Here is a 17,134-nt window from a genome sequence, read left to right as displayed (position 1 = left end):
TTCGGGTGCGTGCGTCGCTATGGGCCGCCGGGTCAGCGCTGGAAGGCGGGCACGCCGTCGGCGGCGGCGGCCGTGAGGACCAGCTCGCGGTGGCGCGCATTGAGCTCCGGCAGGGCATCCAGGGCGAACCAGCCCACCTCGAGGGACTCGTCGTCGTTCACGCGGGCCTCCCCGCCGAGGTAGCGGCAGCGGAAGTCGAGGTTCAGGAACGTGCAGACATCGCCGTTGGGGAAGGTGATCGGGCCGACGACGCCGACGTTGAGGAGCACCTCGACCTCCACGTCCACGCCGGTCTCCTCGTACACCTCCCGGCGCATCGCCTGGGCCGGTTCCTCCCCGGGGTCCACCATGCCGGTGATGATCGTCCACCGGCCGTTGTCCGCGCGCCGGCCCAGCAGCACCTCCCCCGCCGCGTTGTAGACCACCGCACCAACCCCGGGCAGCCAGAGCGGGGCGTGGCCGATCTTTTCCCTCAGTTCAAGGACGAAGTCGGGTGTAGGCATGCAAAACACCCTACGTCACCGCCGCACCCCAGGCCGTCCGCGCCCAGGCCGTCCGCACCCACGGCCGGGGTGCCGCCCGAAGTGCGCCCCTAGATCTCAGCGCCTTCGAGCAGGTCGGTGACCAGTGCCGCGATGGGCGAGCGCTCCGAGCGGGTCAGGGTGATGTGCCCGAACAGGGGGTGGCCCTTAAGGGTCTCGACGACGGCGGCGATGCCGTCGTGCCGGCCCACCCGGAGGTTGTCGCGCTGGGCAATGTCGTGGGTGAGCACGATCCGCGAGTTCTGCCCGATCCGGCTCATCACCGTCAGGAGCACGTTCTTCTCGAGGGACTGCGCCTCGTCGACGATGACGAAGGAGTCGTGGAGGCTGCGCCCGCGGATGTGGGTCAGCGGGAGCACCTCGAGCATGCCGCGGTCGAGCACCTCCTCGACGACCTCCTGCGAGACCAGCGCGCCAAGGGTGTCGAAGACGGCCTGCGCCCACGGGTTCATCTTGTCGTTCTCGCTGCCGGGAAGGTACCCGAGCTCCTGCCCGCCCACCGCGTACAGGGGCCGGAACACCACGACCTTGCGGTGCTCCCGCCGCTCCAGGACGGCCTCCAGCCCGGCGCACAAGGCCAGCGCCGACTTGCCGGTGCCGGCCCGTCCGCCCAGGGACACGATGCCAACCTCCTTGTCCAGCAGCAGGTCGATGGCCAGGCGCTGCTCGGCGGAGCGGCCGGAGAGCCCGAAAACGTCCCGGTCGGCCCGCACCACGCGGAGCTGTTTGTCGGCACCGACCCGCGCCAGCCCCGAACCGCGGGGCGAATGGAGGATCGCACCGGTGTTGACGGGCAGCTCCGCGCCGGCATCCGAGTGCACCGGCCGGTGGTCGTAGAGGGCGTTGAGGTCCTCCACCGACACATCGAGCTCGGCCACCCCGGTCCAGCCGGAGTCCTTGACGAGTTCGTTGCGGTACTCGTCGGCGAGCAGCCCCATGGCGGAGGCCTTCACCCGCATGGGCAGGTCCTTCGAGACCACGGTGACGTCCCGGCCCTCGAGGGACAGGTGCTTGGCCACGGCGAGGATCCGCGCGTCGTTGCCGGCGCTGCGGAACCCAACCGGAAGGACCTCCGGCGAGACGTGGTTGAGCTCGACCTTCAGCGTTCCGCCCTCTTCCCCGAGAGGGACCGCCGTGTCCAGCCCGCCGTGCTTGACCCGCAGGTCATCGAGCAGCCGCAGCGCCTTCCGCGCGAAGTAGCCAAGCTCCGGGTCGTGGCGCTTGCCTTCGAGCTCGGAGATGACGACGACGGGAAGGATCACCTCGTGCTCGGCGAACCGCAGCACCGCCCGCGGGTCCGACAGCAGGACCGAGGTGTCGATGACGTAGCTGCGCCGGCCGTCAGCGGCCGGAGATGAGGTGGTGTTGGATGGCGCCACGTGGACTCCGCTCCGGGGTGCGGGCACCCCGAGTTCGAGGTGGGGCGAGGCGGCCCGGGCGGAGGCCGGGTCCGGCCTCCCCGGGCTGAGCGGAACGGGTGTGCGTTCCGGCGTCATGGGCGGCCTCTCCGTCCGCCGGCGGAGGCGCCGGTGGATGGAGAAAGACTACGCCGACAGCGGCCGGGACGAGCAGCAGAATTACCGTGTCGAAAATGAATTGCCGATGAACCGTTATGAACCGAAGCGGCGCTGCCGTCGCCCGAAGTCGCGCAGCGCGCGGAGGAAGTCGACGCGGCGGAAGTCCGGCCAGAGCGCCTCGCAGAAGTAGAACTCGCTGTAGGCGCTCTGCCACATCAGGAACCCGGAGAGGCGCTGCTCCCCCGAGGTGCGGATCACCAGGTCGGGATCCTGCTGTCCGCGCGTGTAGAGGAACGACGAGATGTGCTCATCGGTGAGCTCCGCCGCGAGCTGCTCAAGGGATTTACCCTTGTCCGCGGAGTCGAGGAGAAGTTCCTTGACGGCGTCGACGATCTCCCGCCGTCCGCCGTAGCCGACGGCGACGTTGACGTGGACTCCGTCGATGTCCGCGGTCTGGGCCGCGAGGTCCGCCAGCTTCCCGGCGAGGTCCTCGGGGAGCAGTTCGAGTGCGCCCACGGGCTGGACGCGGACCCGGTGGCTCTCGCCGAGCCGGTCGAGGGTGTTGGCGATGATGTCGAGGAGCTGCTCGATCTCCTCCTGCGGACGGCCCATATTGTCGGTGGAGAGCATGTAGAGGGTGACGACGTCCACGCCGATTTCCTCACACCAGCCGAGGAACTCGTGGATCTTGTCGGCCCCGGCCTGGTGCCCCTGGCTTGTCGGGGCACCGGCGAGTTTTGCCCACCGCCGGTTGCCGTCGACCATGACGCCGATGTGGTGCGGAATGCGCTCCGGGCTCAGCCCCCGCTGGAGCCGCCGTTCATAAAAGCTGTAGGCGAATTCTGGGATCTTCAGGAACACGCCCGGGTCGCCCTTCCTTTCGGTCCAATGTCCGCGCGCCTTGCGGAGCGCTACCCCTACGGTACCGGCCCGGCAGGGAATCACCCGGAACCTGGCCCTCCCACATCGCTACCCGTCGGTAACTTACGTCACCGTAGGTTACTCTCTTTGCATGACTTCGCCTTCTCAGCGCCGGAAGAAGCCAGCCCCCGCGGACCGGCCGGGACCGGTGGAGGCTGCCCTCGACGACGTGGCCGAAGCCCTGGCGGCGAAGCCGTCCTGGCGGGGCTGGATCCATGCGGTCGCCACTCCCCTGGCCCTCGCGGCGGGCATCGTGCTCGTCCTCGCCGCCCCCACCGGCGGGCTCCGGGCGGCCTCAGCGGTGTATGCCGCCACCGGCGTCCTGCTCTTTGGGGTCAGCGCCGTCTACCACCGCGGGAACTGGAGTGCGCGGACGCGCCTGGTGCTCAAGCGGCTCGACCACACCAACATCATGCTGGTCATCGCCGGGTCCTATACGCCGCTGGCCTGGGCGATGCTCGAGCGCGGCACCGCGGTGACCCTGCTGTGGATCATCTGGGCGGGCGCGCTCGTCGGGGTCCTGTTCCGGATCCTGTGGCTCAACGCGCCGCGCTGGCTCTACGTGCCGGTCTATGTGGCCCTAGGCATGGGCGCTCTGTTCTATCTCCCCGCCTTCTGGGCGGCCGACCCCCTGGTCACGGTGCTCATCCTGGCCGGCGGCGCGCTCTACATCGCGGGGGCGGTGTTCTACGCGCTGCGCCGCCCGAACTTCAGCGTCGAACGCTTCGGCTTCCACGAGCTTTTCCACGCCTTCACCGTGGCCGCGTTCGCCGCCCATTTCACGGCGATCCTGCTCGCCGTGCTCGACCCGGCCACCGCCTGACCTGGCGGCCGCGCTCAGGGCGCTCGAAGGAGCTCCACGAGTTCCGCCGGGGTCTCAACCGGGCGCTGGCAGACCATTTCCCGGCACAGATAGGCCCGGGGCGCCCCGGCCTCCCCCGGCGTCCTGCCCGCGAGCAGCGGCACGGCACCGTCCGCCGCGCCGTCCGGACCCGCCGGGGCGAGGACGAGACCGGCCCGCCCGAACCGCCGCCCCGCGTCGGCGAGCGCCGCCGCGGCCTCCGGTGAGCCCCCGACGACGGCGAGCTCCTGCGGACCGGCGGCGAAGGCCTGGGCCGCCGCGAGTGCCCAGCCGACGGCGGACGGGGCACGGTCGGCCAGGTGGGCCGCGTAGCGCAGGATTTCGGCGGACAGCGCCCGGTGCCGGGCGGACCCGCTGTAGGCGGAGTAGGTGAGCAGGGCGGAGGCGAACAGCGCCGTGCCGCTCGGGGTGGGGCCGTCGAGGGGTTCGGAGCCTTCCTCGGACCCCTGGGCGGCGAGCAGCGGCCCGTCCGGGGCGGCGGAGTCGGTCAGGCGTCCGCCGCGCAGGAACCGCCGTTCGGCGGTGAGGAGGAGCCGCTCCGCGGCGGTGTACCAGGTGGTGTCCCCGGTCGCGGCGAACAGGGCGAAGAAACCCTCAGCGCACCCGGCGTAGTCCTCGAGCAGTCCCTCGATGCCGATAGCGCGCCCCTCGTGGGAGACCCGGCGCAGCACCGCGCCGTCCCAGTGAACCTCGAGCAGGTAGGACGCCGCGGCGGCGGCAGCGTCGATCAGCGGCCGCTCGCCAAGGGCCGCCCCGGAGTCGGCCAGCGCCGCGATAGCCAGGCCGTTCCACCCCGCCACGACCTTGCTGTCCCGGCCCGGCTGCGGGCGCGCGGCCCGGGCCGCACGGAGCCGGGGTGCCGCCCGGCCCCAGAGCCGGCGTTCAGCGGCGGTAAAGGCCCTGCCGGCGTGGAGGGTGAAGGCGCCGTCCTCGACCGCGCCGGCGGCGGTGTCGAACAGGTCCGCGACAGCCTGCGCCTCGGCACCGAGCACCGCCTCCAGCTCCCCGCGGGTCCATACGTAGGTCCCGCCCTCGACGGAGTGCCCGTCGACGAGGGTGTCGGCGTCGAGCGATGAGGCGAACGCGCCGCCGGCGACCACCATCTCCCCGAGCAGCCACTGCGCCGTGCCGCGCACGACGTCGGCGGCGAGCGCCCGGTGGGCATCGGTGCGCGCGGTCAGCGTGGAGTCGGCGTAGAGGCGCAGCAGCTGGGCATTGTCGTAGAGCATCTTCTCGAAGTGCGGCACCGCCCAGGCCCGGTCGACGGCGTAGCGGGCAAAGCCGCCGCCGAGACGGTCGTAGATGCCGGAGACGGCCATGGCCTCAAGGGTCCTGCCCGCGAGCCCGGCGGCCTCTTCCGCCATGGCCGAGGTGCCCCGGGCGTGGGCGAGCAGGAAGCGGAGCGCGGTGGAGGGCGGGAACTTGGGTGCGCCGCCGAAGCCGGCATACACCCGGTCCTCCCCTTCGGCCAGGGCGCGCACCGCCGCCTCAAGCAGCGCATCCTCCACGGGCGCGCCGGACCCGGCGGAGACCCGCACCGCATCCGGTTCCCAGTCCAGGCCGAGGGCTCCGACGAGGGCGCTTTTCTGCCGCTGCGCCGCGCCCAGGCCCTCGGCGAGCGCCGCGGCGCTGCGCTGCACCTCCTCCCGGCGCTGGTCCCACGCCTCGGAGACCGCTTCGAGGACCTGGCGGAAGGACGGGCGCCCGGCGATGGGCGAGGGCGGGAAGTAGGTGCCGGCGAAGAAGGCACGGCCGTCGGGGAGGGCGAAGACGCTCATCGGCCACCCGCCCTGGCCGGTCATGGCCTGGGTTGCCCCCATGTAGACGGCGTCGACGTCGGGGCGCTCCTCGCGGTCCACCTTGATGCTGACGAACCGCTGGTTGAGGTACTGCGCCACAACGTCGTCTTCGAAGGACTCATGGGCCATGACGTGGCACCAGTGGCAGGCGGCGTAGCCGACGGAGAGGAACACCGGAGCGTCCCGGGCGCGGGCCTCGGCGAACGCCTCGTCCCCGAACGGCCACCAGTCGACCGGGTTGTCCGCGTGCTGGCGGAGGTAGGCCGATGCCTGGGCCTTCAGCCGCCCGCCCACGGGTCAGTCCCGTCCGGCCGTTCCGGGAGCCGCGCCGGTGCCTGCGCCCGGCCCGGACTCCGAACCGTTCGTGGCCTCAGGACGGTCCGCGGACCCCGGACGGTCCTGGGCTTCCGGACGGTCTGTCGCTGTCGGCCGGGCAGCATCGGGTCCGGCCCCGTTCTCGTCAAGCATGGAGTTGTACCGGACACGGCGGATCCGCTTGCTCATATCCCGGATGAGGAAGATGACGGCGACGACGATCACCACCGTGAAGATGAAGCCCAGGGTTCCCGGCGTCACGGACTCCGGGTCGAGACCCGGCCGAAGGTCATCCCCGGTTGAGGAAGCCACGGCGGCGGCCAGGTTGAGCGGGAGGTTCACTTTGCACCACTTTCAAATCCGGCGGCAGAGGGCCCGCCACCTTCCAATTCTACGTGGCCCGGGGTCAGCGCGGCTCCGGCATTCCGGCGAACAGGTCATCCTCCGGAAGGGTGGACCCCACGTGGGAGTGGATGAGCGAATAGTCCTCCCAGGGCCACACCTTCCGTTGCATGTCGGCGGAGACGGCGAAGAAGAACCCCTCGGGGTCGACCTGCGTGCGGTGCGACATCAGCGCCTGATCCCGCAGCCCGAAGTAGTCACCGGCATCGATCTGCGTGGTGGTCGCGTGCGTGGGTGCCGGCGGCTGGTGCCCCTCGGCGTCCGCCTCGAGCCACTGGGCGATGCGCTCGGAGTAGGGCGACTGGATCCCGGCTTCCTCGAGGGCAAAGTGCAGGGCCCGAAAACGCTCGGGGTTGAAGGCGCGGTCGTAGTAGAGCTTGTCGACGCGCCAGGGATCTCCTGTGCCGGGGTAGCGGGAGGGGTCCGCCGCCGCCTCGAAGGCTTCAACGGCGACCCGGTGGGCCATGATGTGGTCCGGGTGCGGATACCCGCCGTTCTCGTCATAGCTGAGGATCACGTGCGGGCGGAACTCACGCACGAGCCGGACCAGCGGCGCGGCGGCGCGTTCCAGCGGCTGCAGGGCGAAGCAGCCCGCCGGCAGGTCCGGCAGCGGATCCCCTTCGGGCAGCCCCGAGTCGGCGAAGCCCAGCCAGCGCTGCTTCACCGAGAGGATCTCCGCGGCGCGGGCCATCTCCAGGCGCCGCAAGCCGGCCAGATCGCGGCGGGCATGAGGGTCGCCCTCCATCGCCGCGTTCAGGATGGATCCGCGTTCGCCTCCCGTGCAGGTGGCAACGAGCACGTCGACGCCGGCGGCCGCGTACTTCGCCATGGTCGCCGCGCCCTTGCTCGACTCGTCGTCGGGGTGGGCATGGACCGCCAGGAGGCGGAATCCATGACGGGACGCGGCGGGGTTATCCGTGCTGAACAAGCGGGCTCCTGGTGAGGGTCGGGTGCGGCAGGGGCGCGGTCGGCGGCGTCGGCGAACCGCCCCGCGAATCGACGGTAAAATACGGAGGTGAGCTCCGGAAATGCGCCTACCCCAAGAGTAGCCAATCGTTACGGTGCCCCCAAGCCGGTCCGTGCGGCCGGACGGCGCCGCTGGTGGGTCATCGGCGCCCTCGCCGCGGCCGTCATCGCCATCGGAATTTTCGCCTTTTCCACTGGAGCCCCGCGGGTTTCCTTCAAGGACGTCGGGTTCTCCTTCTCCTCCGGCCAGCAGGCACGGGTGGACTTCGAGGTGACCAAGCCCACCGACGCCACCGCCCACTGCGCGGTGCAGGTGCTGAGCGAAAACTACGCCGTCGTCGGGTGGAAGGTTGTGACCATCGGGCCGGGCGCCGCCTCCGAGGGTGCCGCCGGGCGCACGACGGCGCAGCAGGTCGAACTGCGCACCGACTCCCCGGGCGTTTCCGGCGGCGTGGACAGCTGCTGGATCGCTGGAACGCGCGACTGACGGGTTTCCGCCCGCCGAAACTGCACGTTCCCCCGCTTTGCCACCCTCAGAGCGTGGTCAGCTGCGCACTCGCCGGGAGGACCCCCACCGAAACCGCAGATCACCACCCTTTGCCGGTCCCGGAGCGTGGTGAGCCGCACATTCGACGGGGAAACCGCTCCCGAAAGATGCCGCAGCAGCGCAAGGGCTGCTGCTAAAAGAAGGACGCTGGGTTTTTACTTGGGTTATCTGCGAGTGCTGACTAGACTGGAGACATACCCACCCCGCCCCGACGGAGACCCCCGCGGTCACCCAGACGGCGGGGTTCTTGCTTGTGGTCGGCCTTTCCGTGCCGGCCCGCGGCAGAACATCAAGAGCCGGCCCGCATCCGCGGGTCCGGACGTACCTAAGGAGATGCCCCGTGTCCACTAACAGCGCACCCGTTGCCTGGCTCACGCAGGAGTCCTACACGCGCCTCAAGGCCGAACTGGAACACCTCTCCGGGCCCGGGCGCACAGAGATCGTTGCACGAATTGAACAGGCCCGCTCCGAGGGCGACCTCAAGGAGAACGGCGGCTACCACGCCGCCAAGGAGGAGCAGGGCAAGGCCGAGGCGCGCATCCGCCAGCTCACGCAGCTTCTCGAGAATGCCCAGGTCGGCCAGGCACCAGCAGACGATGGTGTTGTCGAGCCGGGCATGATGGTCGAGGCGAAGATCGCCGGCGACGTCGAGTCCTTCCTGCTGGGCAGCCGTGAGGTCGCCGGCGACACCGACATCGACGTCTACAGCGAGCGCTCACCCCTGGGCGCAGCCATCCAGGGCAAGAAGGCCGGCGACTCCGTCTCCTACACCGCCCCGAACGGCCGGAACATCACGGTGGAGATTCTCTCCGCCAAGCCCTACGCGGGCTGAGCCGACCCTCAGGCCGGCACCGATTCACCGAAGCAGGATGCGGCCCGATCCGGGAGGGACGGGCCGCTTCCGCAGCAGGAACGCCGCGAGGATCCCGCCGAGGGCACCGAACAGGTGCGCCTGCCAGGACACGTTTGAGCCGACCACCGGCAGGACCCCCCACAGGATCGACCCGTACATCAGGAACAGCAGCACCGCCAGGAGGATCTGCCTCCAGTTGCGGTTGTAGAAGCCGCGGGCCACAAGGTAGGTGAACAGACCGAACACCACCCCCGAGGCGCCGATGGTCAGCCCTCCGCCGGTGAGCCAGACGCCGAGCCCGCTGGCCAGCCAGCTCGTACCCAGGGCCACGGCGAACCGCCGGATCCCCTCAAGGAACGCGAGGAACCCGAGCACCACCAGCGGCAGCGTGTTGCTCAGCAGGTGCCCGACGCCGCCGTGGAGCAGCGGCGCGAACAGGATTCCATCGAGCCCGCGGACCCGGCGCGGTTCAATGGCGAGGACCGAGGTCAGCCCCCGCCCGGAGAACGTGTCGATGAGGTACAGCGCCCACAGCACCGCGGCAAAGGCCAGGACGGTGGTGAGACCGAGCTTCGCGCGCCGGGCCAGCATCTCAGCCCTGGATGACGACGGGCTGGAAACCTTCGGCCCGCAGGTTGCTCAGGACCTGTTCACAGTGCTCATCGCCCTTGGTCTCCATATTGATGGTGATGGCGACGTCGCCCATGCTGATCGAGCCGCCCACCCGGGTGTGGTCGACGCCGGTGACGTTCGCATCGGATTCGGCGATGATCCGCGAGATGGTCGCCAGCGAGCCGGGCCGGTCATCGAGCAGCATGCGGACCACCAGGTAGCGGCCGGCGGCGGCGAGGCCGCGCTGGATCACCTTGAGCATGAGCATGGGGTCGATGTTGCCCCCGGAGAGCACGACGGCGGTGTTGCCCGGCAGGGCGCCGTTCTCCGTGAGCTTGCCGTCGAGCAGTGCGGCGACCCCGACGGCGCCGGCCGGTTCGACCACCATCTTGGTGCGTTCGAGCAAAAAGATCAGGGCCCGCGCGAGGGAGTCCTCGCTGACGGTGACGACGTCGTCGACGAGTTCGCGGATGATGGAGAACGGCAGCTGCCCCGGCCTGCCCACGGCGATGCCGTCGGCGATGGTCGAGACCTTCGTCAAGGGCACCAGCGCGTCGGCGGCGAGCGAAGGCGGGTAGGCTGCGGCGTTTTCGGCCTGCACGCCGATGATGCGGATGTTCCGGCCGAGTTCGCGCGCCCGGGCCTTGACCGCCACCGCGACCCCGGCCAGGAGCCCCCCGCCGCCGACGCCCATCAGGATGGTGTCGACCTGGGGGCACTGCTCGAGGATTTCAAGGCCGATCGTGCCCTGCCCGGCGACGACGTCGACATTGTCGAAGGGGTGGACGAAGACCGCGCCGGTCTCGTCGGCGTAGCGCTTGGCTTCGGTGAGGGCCTCGTCCACGTTGTGTCCGTGGAGGACCACCTCCGCGCCGTGTCCGCGGGTGGCGGCGAGCTTGGGCAGCGCCACGCCCAGCGGCATGAAGATCCGGGCCTGAATGCCCAGCCGGCTGGCCGCCACGGCCACGCCCTGGGCGTGGTTGCCGGCGGAGGCCGCAACCACGCCGCGGGCCCGTTCGGCCGGGGTGAGCTTGGCCATCCGGGTGTAGGCCCCGCGCACCTTGAAGGAGCCGGCCCGCTGGAGGTTTTCGCACTTGAGCCAGACGTTGGCACCGATGAGCCGGCCCAGCGCCCGGGACTCCTCGATGGGGGTCCGCGCAATGACGCCGGCCAGCAGCTCCTGGGCGGCCTCGATGTCCCCGAGGGTGACCGGAAGCCGGGACATTTCTTCGAGGGTGTGGGTGGACGCGGCGCCGAGGGCGGTCTGCTCTGTCACAGGGGTATTCCTTTTCGGGATTCGGGAAGCGGCAGCGGCTCCGGGGCCGGGTGCGGCCCGCGCAGGGCAGGGTCGGTCTCCCAGGCCCGCCGCGCAATGTATTTCACGGAGGTGTTCAGCACGGCGAGCAGCGGCACGGAGAACAGGGCGCCCGGAATTCCCGCAACAAGGGTCCCGCCGGTCACCGCGAGCACCACTGCGAGGGGGTGCAGGGCGACCGCCGGTCCCATAATCATCGGCTGCAGGAAGTTTCCCTCCAGCTGCTGGACGATGAGCACGATCGCGAGCATGATCAGGGCGTTGACCCAGCCGTTGGCCACCAGGGCCAGCAGCACGGCGACGATACCGGTGGCGAGGGCTCCGACGATGGGAATGAAGGAGCCGATGAACACCAGCACCGCCAGCGGGAGGGCCAGCGGTACGTTGATGATGGCCGCACCGGCACCGATACAGGCTGCGTCAACGAAGGCCACGAGTAGCTGGACCCGGACGTAGCTGCCCATCGAGGTCCAGCCACGCCGGCCCGCGCCGTCAATCGCCGCCCGCGCGCGCAGCGGCGCCAGACCGACGATGAAGCGCCAGATCCGTCCACCGTCGAGCAGGAAGAAAAACAGGGCGAACAGGGTCAGCAGCGAACCCGCAGCGAAGTGCCCGGCGCTCGACCCGAAGGACAGCGCCCCGCTGACGATGGTTCCACCGTTGTTCTGGATGGCGTCCCCTGCCTCCTGCAGGAAACCGACCACCTGATCCGTGGTGATGTTCAGCGGCCCGTCGGACAGTCCGGCGAGGATCTGCTCGATGCCCGCACGGGTCTCCCCCCACAGGCTGGAGAACCCCAGCGCCAGCTGCCGGCCGACGAGTGAGAGTGCTCCGACGACGAGGACGACCAGCCCGAGGACCGTCAGGGTGACCGCCAGCCCGGTGGGCACCTTGTGGCGAATCAGGAAGGTGGTGAGCGGCAGCAGCAGCGAGGCGAGCAGGCCCGCAATCATCAGCGGAATGACGATCAGCGAGATGTGGCTGAGCAGCCAGATCAGGACGCCGGAGACGACCAGGACAATGCCAACGCGCCAGGACCAGGCGGCGCCGACCCTCAGGGCGTAGGGAACATCGTCCTGGGGCGAGGTGCGTCCGCGCCATGCAGGAGCTCCGCCGTCAGTTCCGCTGGGTGCGCGGGAGGACCTTCCGGCGGGGTCGCCCGCCCCGTTGGGGGCGGTGGTGGGTGATGCAGCCGCGCCGTCAGCGGCGCCCGGGGTGGCGGCGGCGGGAACGGCGCGCTGGGGGGCCCGCTTGGGGAAACCTCCGGAGAGTCGCTGCATAAGCCAATCTTTCCACACAAGCCTGCGCCGGGAGTTATCCGAGACGCGGGCGGATTCCCCACTGGGCGGCGAAGGTGGCCCCGGGCTCGAGCCACCTCAGGCCGTGGCCCGAGTTGAAGGCGTTGGCCGGTGCCGTCATCGGTTCGACGGCGACCGCGCGGTCAACGCCAGGGTAGGTCCTGCTGATGAACACGTGCACGAACTCGAACTCCGGGTCGGCCCAGAGGGTCACCGACCGGCCGTCCGGCGCGGTGAGGGTGTGCTCGAAGCGTCCGTCGACGGTGGTGAGCCCGGTGAAGGCCGAATCGAACTCGATGTCACCGACCCGCTTCCCGCCGCGCAGGTCCCGGTCGCCGGAGACCGACACGCGGGCCACCGGAATGGAGCGTTCGTCGGTGTCGAACACGGTGTCGGCGTTCACTGTGAGCGTCAGGTCCTCGGTGGGCACCCCGGAGATCCTGAGGTAGGGGTGGGAGCCGAGGCCGAATGGTGCCCGGGCGTCGGAGTGGTTGGTCAGCGATTGGGTGACCTGCAGGCCCCCGCCGTTGAGCTCGTAGGACGCGGTGTGCGTCAGGTGGAACGGGTAGCCGTGCTGGGGGAAGATCTCGGCGGCCAGGACGACGGCGTCCTCGGCCACCGACTGGGCGTAGTAGCCGGTGTTGCGCAGCAGTCCGTGGCTGGCATTGCCCTTGGACGGCTCGGTGATGTCGAGGCGCTGCTCGGCGCCGTCGAGCTCCCACACGCCGCGGTCGACACGGTTGGCCCAGGGCGCGAGGAGGATCCCCGCGCCGCCCGCGGGAATTGAGTTATCGCCCCAGGTCTCGGTCAGCTGCACCCCGTCCACGGTGTACGAGCGGAGGGCCGCCGCGAGGGATGCGATCACCGCCGTGGAGCTGCCAGAGGTCAGGAGGTAGTTCGTGCCGGAGGCCGGCCGCGGAGTATCCATGCTCCGATGCTACCGCCGCCGGGGTAAGCGCGCCCGGCCGAACGGCCGCGCCGGAGGGTGCGCTTTCCCCGGCAGCCGCTTTCGGATATGTTTGATTCTGTTCGATTTTGTTACACGTGCTCTCGATCCGGAGCCGGAGCGGTTCCGGCACCTGTTTTCCCCCACCGCTGCCCGGGAGGTGCGATGCTCGCTGCCGAACGGCACGCCGCCATCCTTGCCGCCCTCGACGGGCGCCCGGTGGTGCGCGTCACCGAACTCGCCGGCAAACTCGGGGTCTCCGAGATGACCGTGCGGCGCGATATCGACGCCCTCCAGGCTGCCGGCTCGGTCCACCGCATCCACGGCGGCGCGGCGCGGGCCGGAGTGCTGGCGGCGGCCGAGCCGGGCTTTCCCGCCAATGCGCGCCGCCAGGCGGCCCAGAAACGGGCGATCGCCCGGGCGGCGGCCCAGCTGGTGCTCCCGGGCATGACCATCTCGGTGACCGGCGGGACCACGACCGTCCAGCTCGTCGACCACCTGGCGCAGATCGAGGGGCTCACCGTCGTCACCAACTCCCTGCCTGCCGCCGACCGGCTCCACCGGCTCACCGCCGGCGGCCGCGGGCCTTCCGTGCTGCTCACCGGCGGGGAACGTTCGCCCTCCGAGGCCCTCGTGGGCCCGCTGGCCACGGCCTCCATCCGCACCCTCAACGTCGACCTGTGCTTCATGGGCGTCCACGGCGTCGACGTTGACGCCGGCATCACCACCCCAAACCTCGCCGAGGCCGAAACGAACCGGGCCTTCGCCGACGGCTGCGGGCACCTCGTGGTGCTTGCCGACTCGACCAAGTTCGGCGTCGTGAGTCTGGCCCGCATCGCGGGCCTCGAGGAAACCTCATGCCTGATCACCGAGACCCTCCCTGCGGAGCCCGGCTTCGCACGGCACACCCTCGTCACCACCCCCGAGACCATCAAGGACGCAAGGAAAGCCCTCACATGACGCATATCACCCCCACCACGCTCTCGGACGGCCGCGAGCTCATCTACTTCGACGCGTCGGAGGATTCGGCCCGGCTGCACGCCGACCCCGCTGCGACCGCCGACCGCCGCGGCCTCGACCCCCGCGGCACCGCCACCGGCGATGCCCGCTACGATGCGCTCAGCGGCGAGTGGGTCGCCGTGGCCGCGCACCGCCAGACCCGCACGCACCTCCCCCCGGCCGATCAGTGCCCGCTGTGCGCCTCGAACGAGCGCTACGCCTCGGAGATCCCGGCCCCGGACTACGAGGTGGTGGTGTTCGAGAACCGGTTCGCCTCCTTCGGCCCGCAGCTCGGCTCGCTGCCGGATACCCCGGGGTGGGGCACGACGACGACGGCCTTCGGCCGCTGCGAGGTCATCGCCTTCGACCCGGCACACGACGGCTCCTTCGCCTCCCTTTCCCACGAGCGTGCCCGCACCGTCATTGACGCGTGGGCCCAGCGCACCGAGGCCCTCTCGGCGATGGAAGGCATCCGTCAGGTCTTCCCCTTCGAGAACCGCGGCGCCGAAATCGGCGTCACCCTGCTCCACCCGCACGGGCAGATCTACGCCTACCCCTTCATCCCGCCGCGGGCGGCACAGCTCGGCGCGCAGGCAACCGCCTTCTACGAGGCCTCCGGCGGACGCGAGACGCTGATGGGTGCCGCCCTGAAGAAGGAGCGGGACTCCGGGGAGCGGATGATCCTCGAGGGCAAGCACTTCAGCGCCTTCGTCCCGTTCGCCGCGCGCTGGCCGCTCGAGGTGCACCTCGTGCCGCACCGCCAGGTCCCCGACCTCGCGGCGCTGAACCCGGCAGAGCGCGATGACCTCACCGAGGTCTACCTGAACCTGCTCGGTAAGGTGGACGCCCTCTACTCGACCCCCACCCCGTACATCGCCGCCTGGCAGCAGGCGCCACTGGATGCGCGCATCCGCCCCGCCAGCTACCTCCACCTGCAGCTGACCTCGCCGCGCCGTGCGGAGGACAAGCTGAAGTTCCTCGCCGGCTCCGAAGCCGCAATGGGAGCGTTCATCAACGACACCACCCCCGAGCAGGTTGCCGACCGACTGCGCAACGCCGTGCCGGGAACCCCAGGAAAGGCAACCTCATGACTCTCTCCGCAGCAGAACTCGCCGCGGCGTTCACCGCCCGCTTCGGCACCGAGCCGGCCGGCGTCTGGTCCGCTCCGGGCCGGGTGAACCTGATCGGTGAGCACACCGACTACAACGACGGCTTCGTTCTTCCCTTTGCCATCGACCGCTCGACCATGGTCGCCGCCCGGCCCCGCACCGACAGCACCGTCCGCGTCGCCTCCACCTTCAGCGAGGGCGACGTCGTCACCGCCGACCTGAGCGGGTTGGCCGCGGGCGACGTCGAAGGCTGGGCGGCCTACCCCGTGGGCGTGCTCTGGGCGCTCGGCCGGTCGGGCCACGCGGTCCCCGGCATGGACCTGCTCGTCGACTCCTCGGTGCCCGTCGGTGCCGGGCTCTCCTCCTCGGCCGCGCTCGAGTGTGCCGTCGCCGCGGCGGCCAATGATCTGGCCTCGGCGGGGCTCTCGCGCTCCCAACTGGCCTCGATCGGGCGGCTGGCCGAGAACGAGATGGTCGGCGCGCCCACCGGCATCATGGACCAGACGGCCTCGCTGCTGGGCGAGGTTGGCCACGCCGTCTTCCTCGACTGCCGCAGCCTCGAGACCATGCTTGTGCCGCTCGACCTCAACGGCGCGGGGCTGACCCTGCTGGTGATGGACACCCGGGTGAGCCACTCCCACTCGACCGGCGGCTATGCCTCCCGCCGCGCATCCTGCGAGGAGGGCGCCCGGCAGATGGGCGTGCCCGCCCTGCGCGATCTCTCGGTGGCCGACCTGGGCAACGCTGCGGGGATCCTCGACGAGGAAACTTTCCGGCGGGTGCGCCACGTGGTGACCGAAAACGCCCGGGTGGAGGACGCCGTGGCGATGCTGACCACCAAGGGCCCGGGCGCCCTGGGGCCGCTGCTGAACCAGAGCCACGCTTCGATGCGCGATGACTTTGAGATCAGTTCCCCCGAACTCGACCTCGCCGTCGACACCGCGGTCTCGGCCGGCGCGGTGGGTGCGCGCATGACCGGCGGCGGCTTCGGCGGCGCTGCGATCGCCCTTGTGCACACCGAGGACGCAGGAACCGTCTCCGAGGCGGTCACCGCCGCCTTCGCCGACGCCGGGTTCAAGGAGCCGGTGATCTTCGGCGTTATGCCCGACGCCGGGGCCCGCCGGGTGGCCTGAGCCCGGGCCCGGACGCGCACCGGACTGCAGGGCCGGAAACGAAAGGAAGGGCCCGCAGCACCAGCTGCGGGCCCTTCCTTTTTTGTTCTTTAGTTGGCGAGCGGTGCTGCGGCCGTGTTACTCGTCGCCGCGCAGGATCGCGATCAGGCGCAGGAACTCAATGTAGAGCCAGATCAGCGTGACCGTCAGCCCGAATGCGGCCGTCCAGGAGTAGCGCTGCGGGGCGCCGTTCCGGACCGCTTCCTCGATCTGGGTGAAGTCGATGATCAGCGAGAACGCGGCGAGGCCGATGGCGAAGATACCGATGATGACGCCGAACGGAATGCCGGTGCCCAGGAAGTCGGCGCTGCGCAGGCCCCACGGGTCGTCATTGAGGCCGAAGACCATGAGGCCCAGGTTGATCAGCGAGAACGCCAGGTAGCTCAGCATGGCGATCATAAAGAACTTCATCGCCTTGGGCGTCGCACGCACCTTGCCGCTCTTGAACAGCGCCAGGGTCACACCGAACACCGTCAGGGTGCCGAGGAGGGCCTGGAACGCGATGCCGGGGAAGGACGCCTCGAGGAACATGGTGATCCCACCGAGGAACAGGCCCTGGAGCGCCGAGTAGGCGAGGATCAGCCCGGGAACGGGTTCGCGCTTGAAGGAGTTGACCAGACCCAGGACGAGTCCGCCGATCAGGCCGACGATCATCAGGACCGGTGCGAGCCCCGGTACGATGAACACCGGGATGGCCGCGCCCACAAGAACGACTGCGATCGAGAGGATCGTCTTGACGATGACGTCGTCGTAGGTCATCCGGCCGGTCTCGGCCGGTCCCGCCGCAGGGCGGTTGTACATGTGCTCCAGCTGCTGCTGGTTCAGAGCCGACTGACCCGCGAAGGTCGTCGTGCCGTAGGCCGCCGGGCTGGTGCCGCGGGCGGCAGAACGGAAGGTCTTTCCGTTGAAAACCGGATTTCCGCCGATTGCCATTTTGTGTAGTCCTCCAATTGGGGGCT

General features: G+C 70.2%; 17 protein-coding genes. 6 read left to right on the top strand and 11 right to left on the bottom strand.

All coding sequences use genetic code 11. The features are described from left to right. Positions 1-32 precede the first annotated feature (32 nt). From GVV77_RS01390 to GVV77_RS01380, 3 genes are all read right to left on the bottom strand, one after another. Positions 33-503 (bottom strand): NUDIX hydrolase, encoded by a 471-nt coding sequence (locus GVV77_RS01390; RefSeq protein ID WP_159615669.1) that lies wholly within the window; start codon positions 501-503, stop codon positions 33-35. An 89-nt stretch (positions 504-592) separates the two neighbouring features. Further along, positions 593-2,038: an RNA 5'-3' helicase PhoH2 gene (gene phoH2 / locus GVV77_RS01385; protein WP_159615667.1), complete on the bottom strand. Its 1,446-nt coding sequence runs from the start codon at positions 2,036-2,038 to the stop codon at positions 593-595. Between the two features lie 114 nt (positions 2,039-2,152). Further along, positions 2,153-2,914, bottom strand: coding sequence for an isoprenyl transferase (locus GVV77_RS01380; protein WP_159616147.1), 762 nt, complete (start codon positions 2,912-2,914; stop codon positions 2,153-2,155). A gap of 235 nt (positions 2,915-3,149) precedes the next feature. Between GVV77_RS01380 and trhA the strand changes: the two genes are divergently transcribed. Further along, positions 3,150-3,803 carry a PAQR family membrane homeostasis protein TrhA gene (gene trhA, locus GVV77_RS01375; protein ID WP_159616145.1) on the top strand — a complete coding sequence of 218 codons (654 nt, stop codon included), beginning with the start codon at positions 3,150-3,152 and terminating at the stop codon, positions 3,801-3,803. A gap of 14 nt (positions 3,804-3,817) precedes the next feature. Here trhA and GVV77_RS01370 read toward each other — a convergent pair whose 3' ends face one another. The 3 genes from GVV77_RS01370 to mca all read right to left on the bottom strand — a co-directional run bounded on the left by GVV77_RS01370 (position 3,818) and on the right by mca (position 7,286). Beyond that, on the bottom strand, positions 3,818-5,935 hold the full coding sequence (locus tag GVV77_RS01370; protein WP_159615665.1) for a thioredoxin domain-containing protein: 2,118 nt from the start codon (positions 5,933-5,935) through the stop codon (positions 3,818-3,820). Positions 5,936-5,938: 3 nt separating this feature from the next. Beyond that, entirely contained in the window at positions 5,939-6,298 is a 360-nt protein-coding gene (locus GVV77_RS01365; protein WP_159615663.1) for a hypothetical protein, read from the bottom strand. Positions 6,299-6,362: 64 nt separating this feature from the next. Continuing rightward, on the bottom strand, positions 6,363-7,286 hold the full coding sequence (mca, locus tag GVV77_RS01360; protein ID WP_159615661.1) for a mycothiol conjugate amidase Mca: 924 nt from the start codon (positions 7,284-7,286) through the stop codon (positions 6,363-6,365). Between the two features lie 87 nt (positions 7,287-7,373). On the opposite strand from mca, the gene GVV77_RS01355 reads away from it, so the two are divergent. Together GVV77_RS01355 and greA are read left to right on the top strand one after the other, a co-directional pair. Beyond that, positions 7,374-7,811: a DUF4307 domain-containing protein gene (locus GVV77_RS01355; RefSeq protein WP_246199561.1), complete on the top strand. Its 438-nt coding sequence runs from the start codon at positions 7,374-7,376 to the stop codon at positions 7,809-7,811. 400 nt (positions 7,812-8,211) lie between these two features. Further along, positions 8,212-8,703, top strand: a complete 492-nt coding sequence (greA, locus tag GVV77_RS01350) for a transcription elongation factor GreA (protein ID WP_159615659.1) — start codon at positions 8,212-8,214, stop codon at positions 8,701-8,703. Positions 8,704-8,727: 24 nt separating this feature from the next. Here greA and GVV77_RS01345 read toward each other — a convergent pair whose 3' ends face one another. Genes GVV77_RS01345 through GVV77_RS01330 form a run of 4 tightly spaced genes read right to left on the bottom strand, consistent with a single transcriptional unit; the run spans position 8,728 to position 12,877 of the window. Continuing rightward, positions 8,728-9,315: a rhomboid family intramembrane serine protease gene (locus GVV77_RS01345; RefSeq protein WP_159615657.1), complete on the bottom strand. Its 588-nt coding sequence runs from the start codon at positions 9,313-9,315 to the stop codon at positions 8,728-8,730. Position 9,316: 1 nt separating this feature from the next. Beyond that, entirely contained in the window at positions 9,317-10,561 is a 1,245-nt protein-coding gene (ilvA, locus tag GVV77_RS01340) for a threonine ammonia-lyase (protein WP_159616141.1), read from the bottom strand. 47 nt (positions 10,562-10,608) lie between these two features. Continuing rightward, a complete protein-coding gene (locus GVV77_RS01335; protein ID WP_201291417.1) occupies positions 10,609-11,931 on the bottom strand; it encodes an AI-2E family transporter in 1,323 nt (440 codons plus the stop codon). 34 nt (positions 11,932-11,965) lie between these two features. Then, the gene (locus GVV77_RS01330; protein ID WP_159615655.1) at positions 11,966-12,877 is read right to left on the bottom strand and encodes an aldose 1-epimerase family protein; all 912 of its coding nucleotides are present in this window, start codon (positions 12,875-12,877) and stop codon (positions 11,966-11,968) included. Between the two features lie 183 nt (positions 12,878-13,060). On the opposite strand from GVV77_RS01330, the gene GVV77_RS01325 reads away from it, so the two are divergent. From GVV77_RS01325 to galK, 3 genes are read left to right on the top strand one after another with little or no spacing between them, the layout of a single operon-like run. Next, a complete protein-coding gene (locus tag GVV77_RS01325; protein ID WP_159615653.1) occupies positions 13,061-13,855 on the top strand; it encodes a DeoR/GlpR family DNA-binding transcription regulator in 795 nt (264 codons plus the stop codon). After that, on the top strand, positions 13,852-14,985 hold the full coding sequence (gene galT, locus GVV77_RS01320) for a galactose-1-phosphate uridylyltransferase (protein ID WP_159615651.1): 1,134 nt from the start codon (positions 13,852-13,854) through the stop codon (positions 14,983-14,985). The genes GVV77_RS01325 and galT overlap by 4 nt, the downstream gene beginning before the upstream one ends. Then, complete coding sequence (gene galK, locus GVV77_RS01315) at positions 14,982-16,136, top strand: galactokinase (protein ID WP_159615649.1); 1,155 nt, start codon at positions 14,982-14,984, stop codon at positions 16,134-16,136. The genes galT and galK overlap by 4 nt, the downstream gene beginning before the upstream one ends. Before the next feature lie 117 nt (positions 16,137-16,253). Here the strand turns inward: galK and GVV77_RS01310 are convergent, their stop codons facing one another. Then, a complete protein-coding gene (locus tag GVV77_RS01310; protein ID WP_159615647.1) occupies positions 16,254-17,108 on the bottom strand; it encodes a Bax inhibitor-1/YccA family protein in 855 nt (284 codons plus the stop codon). Positions 17,109-17,134: the final 26 nt, after the last annotated feature.

Source organism: Arthrobacter zhaoguopingii (assembly GCF_009828605.1).
Taxonomy (GTDB): domain Bacteria; phylum Actinomycetota; class Actinomycetes; order Actinomycetales; family Micrococcaceae; genus Arthrobacter_D; species Arthrobacter_D zhaoguopingii.
This window is presented reverse-complemented; position numbering and strand designations above follow the sequence as displayed.

Coding starts and splice junctions, on each gene's coding strand:
- phoH2 (WP_159615667.1), bottom strand. CDS start 2,038: ATGACGCCGGAACGCACACCCGTTCCGCTCAGCCCGGGGAGGCCGGAC.
- ilvA (WP_159616141.1), bottom strand. CDS start 10,561: ATGTCCCGGCTTCCGGTCACCCTCGGGGACATCGAGGCCGCCCAGGAG.
- GVV77_RS01325 (WP_159615653.1), top strand. CDS start 13,061: ATGCTCGCTGCCGAACGGCACGCCGCCATCCTTGCCGCCCTCGACGGG.
- galT (WP_159615651.1), top strand. CDS start 13,852: ATGACGCATATCACCCCCACCACGCTCTCGGACGGCCGCGAGCTCATC.
- GVV77_RS01390 (WP_159615669.1), bottom strand. CDS start 503: ATGCCTACACCCGACTTCGTCCTTGAACTGAGGGAAAAGATCGGCCAC.
- GVV77_RS01335 (WP_201291417.1), bottom strand. CDS start 11,931: ATGCAGCGACTCTCCGGAGGTTTCCCCAAGCGGGCCCCCCAGCGCGCC.
- GVV77_RS01330 (WP_159615655.1), bottom strand. CDS start 12,877: ATGGATACTCCGCGGCCGGCCTCCGGCACGAACTACCTCCTGACCTCT.
- GVV77_RS01345 (WP_159615657.1), bottom strand. CDS start 9,315: ATGCTGGCCCGGCGCGCGAAGCTCGGTCTCACCACCGTCCTGGCCTTT.
- galK (WP_159615649.1), top strand. CDS start 14,982: ATGACTCTCTCCGCAGCAGAACTCGCCGCGGCGTTCACCGCCCGCTTC.
- GVV77_RS01310 (WP_159615647.1), bottom strand. CDS start 17,108: ATGGCAATCGGCGGAAATCCGGTTTTCAACGGAAAGACCTTCCGTTCT.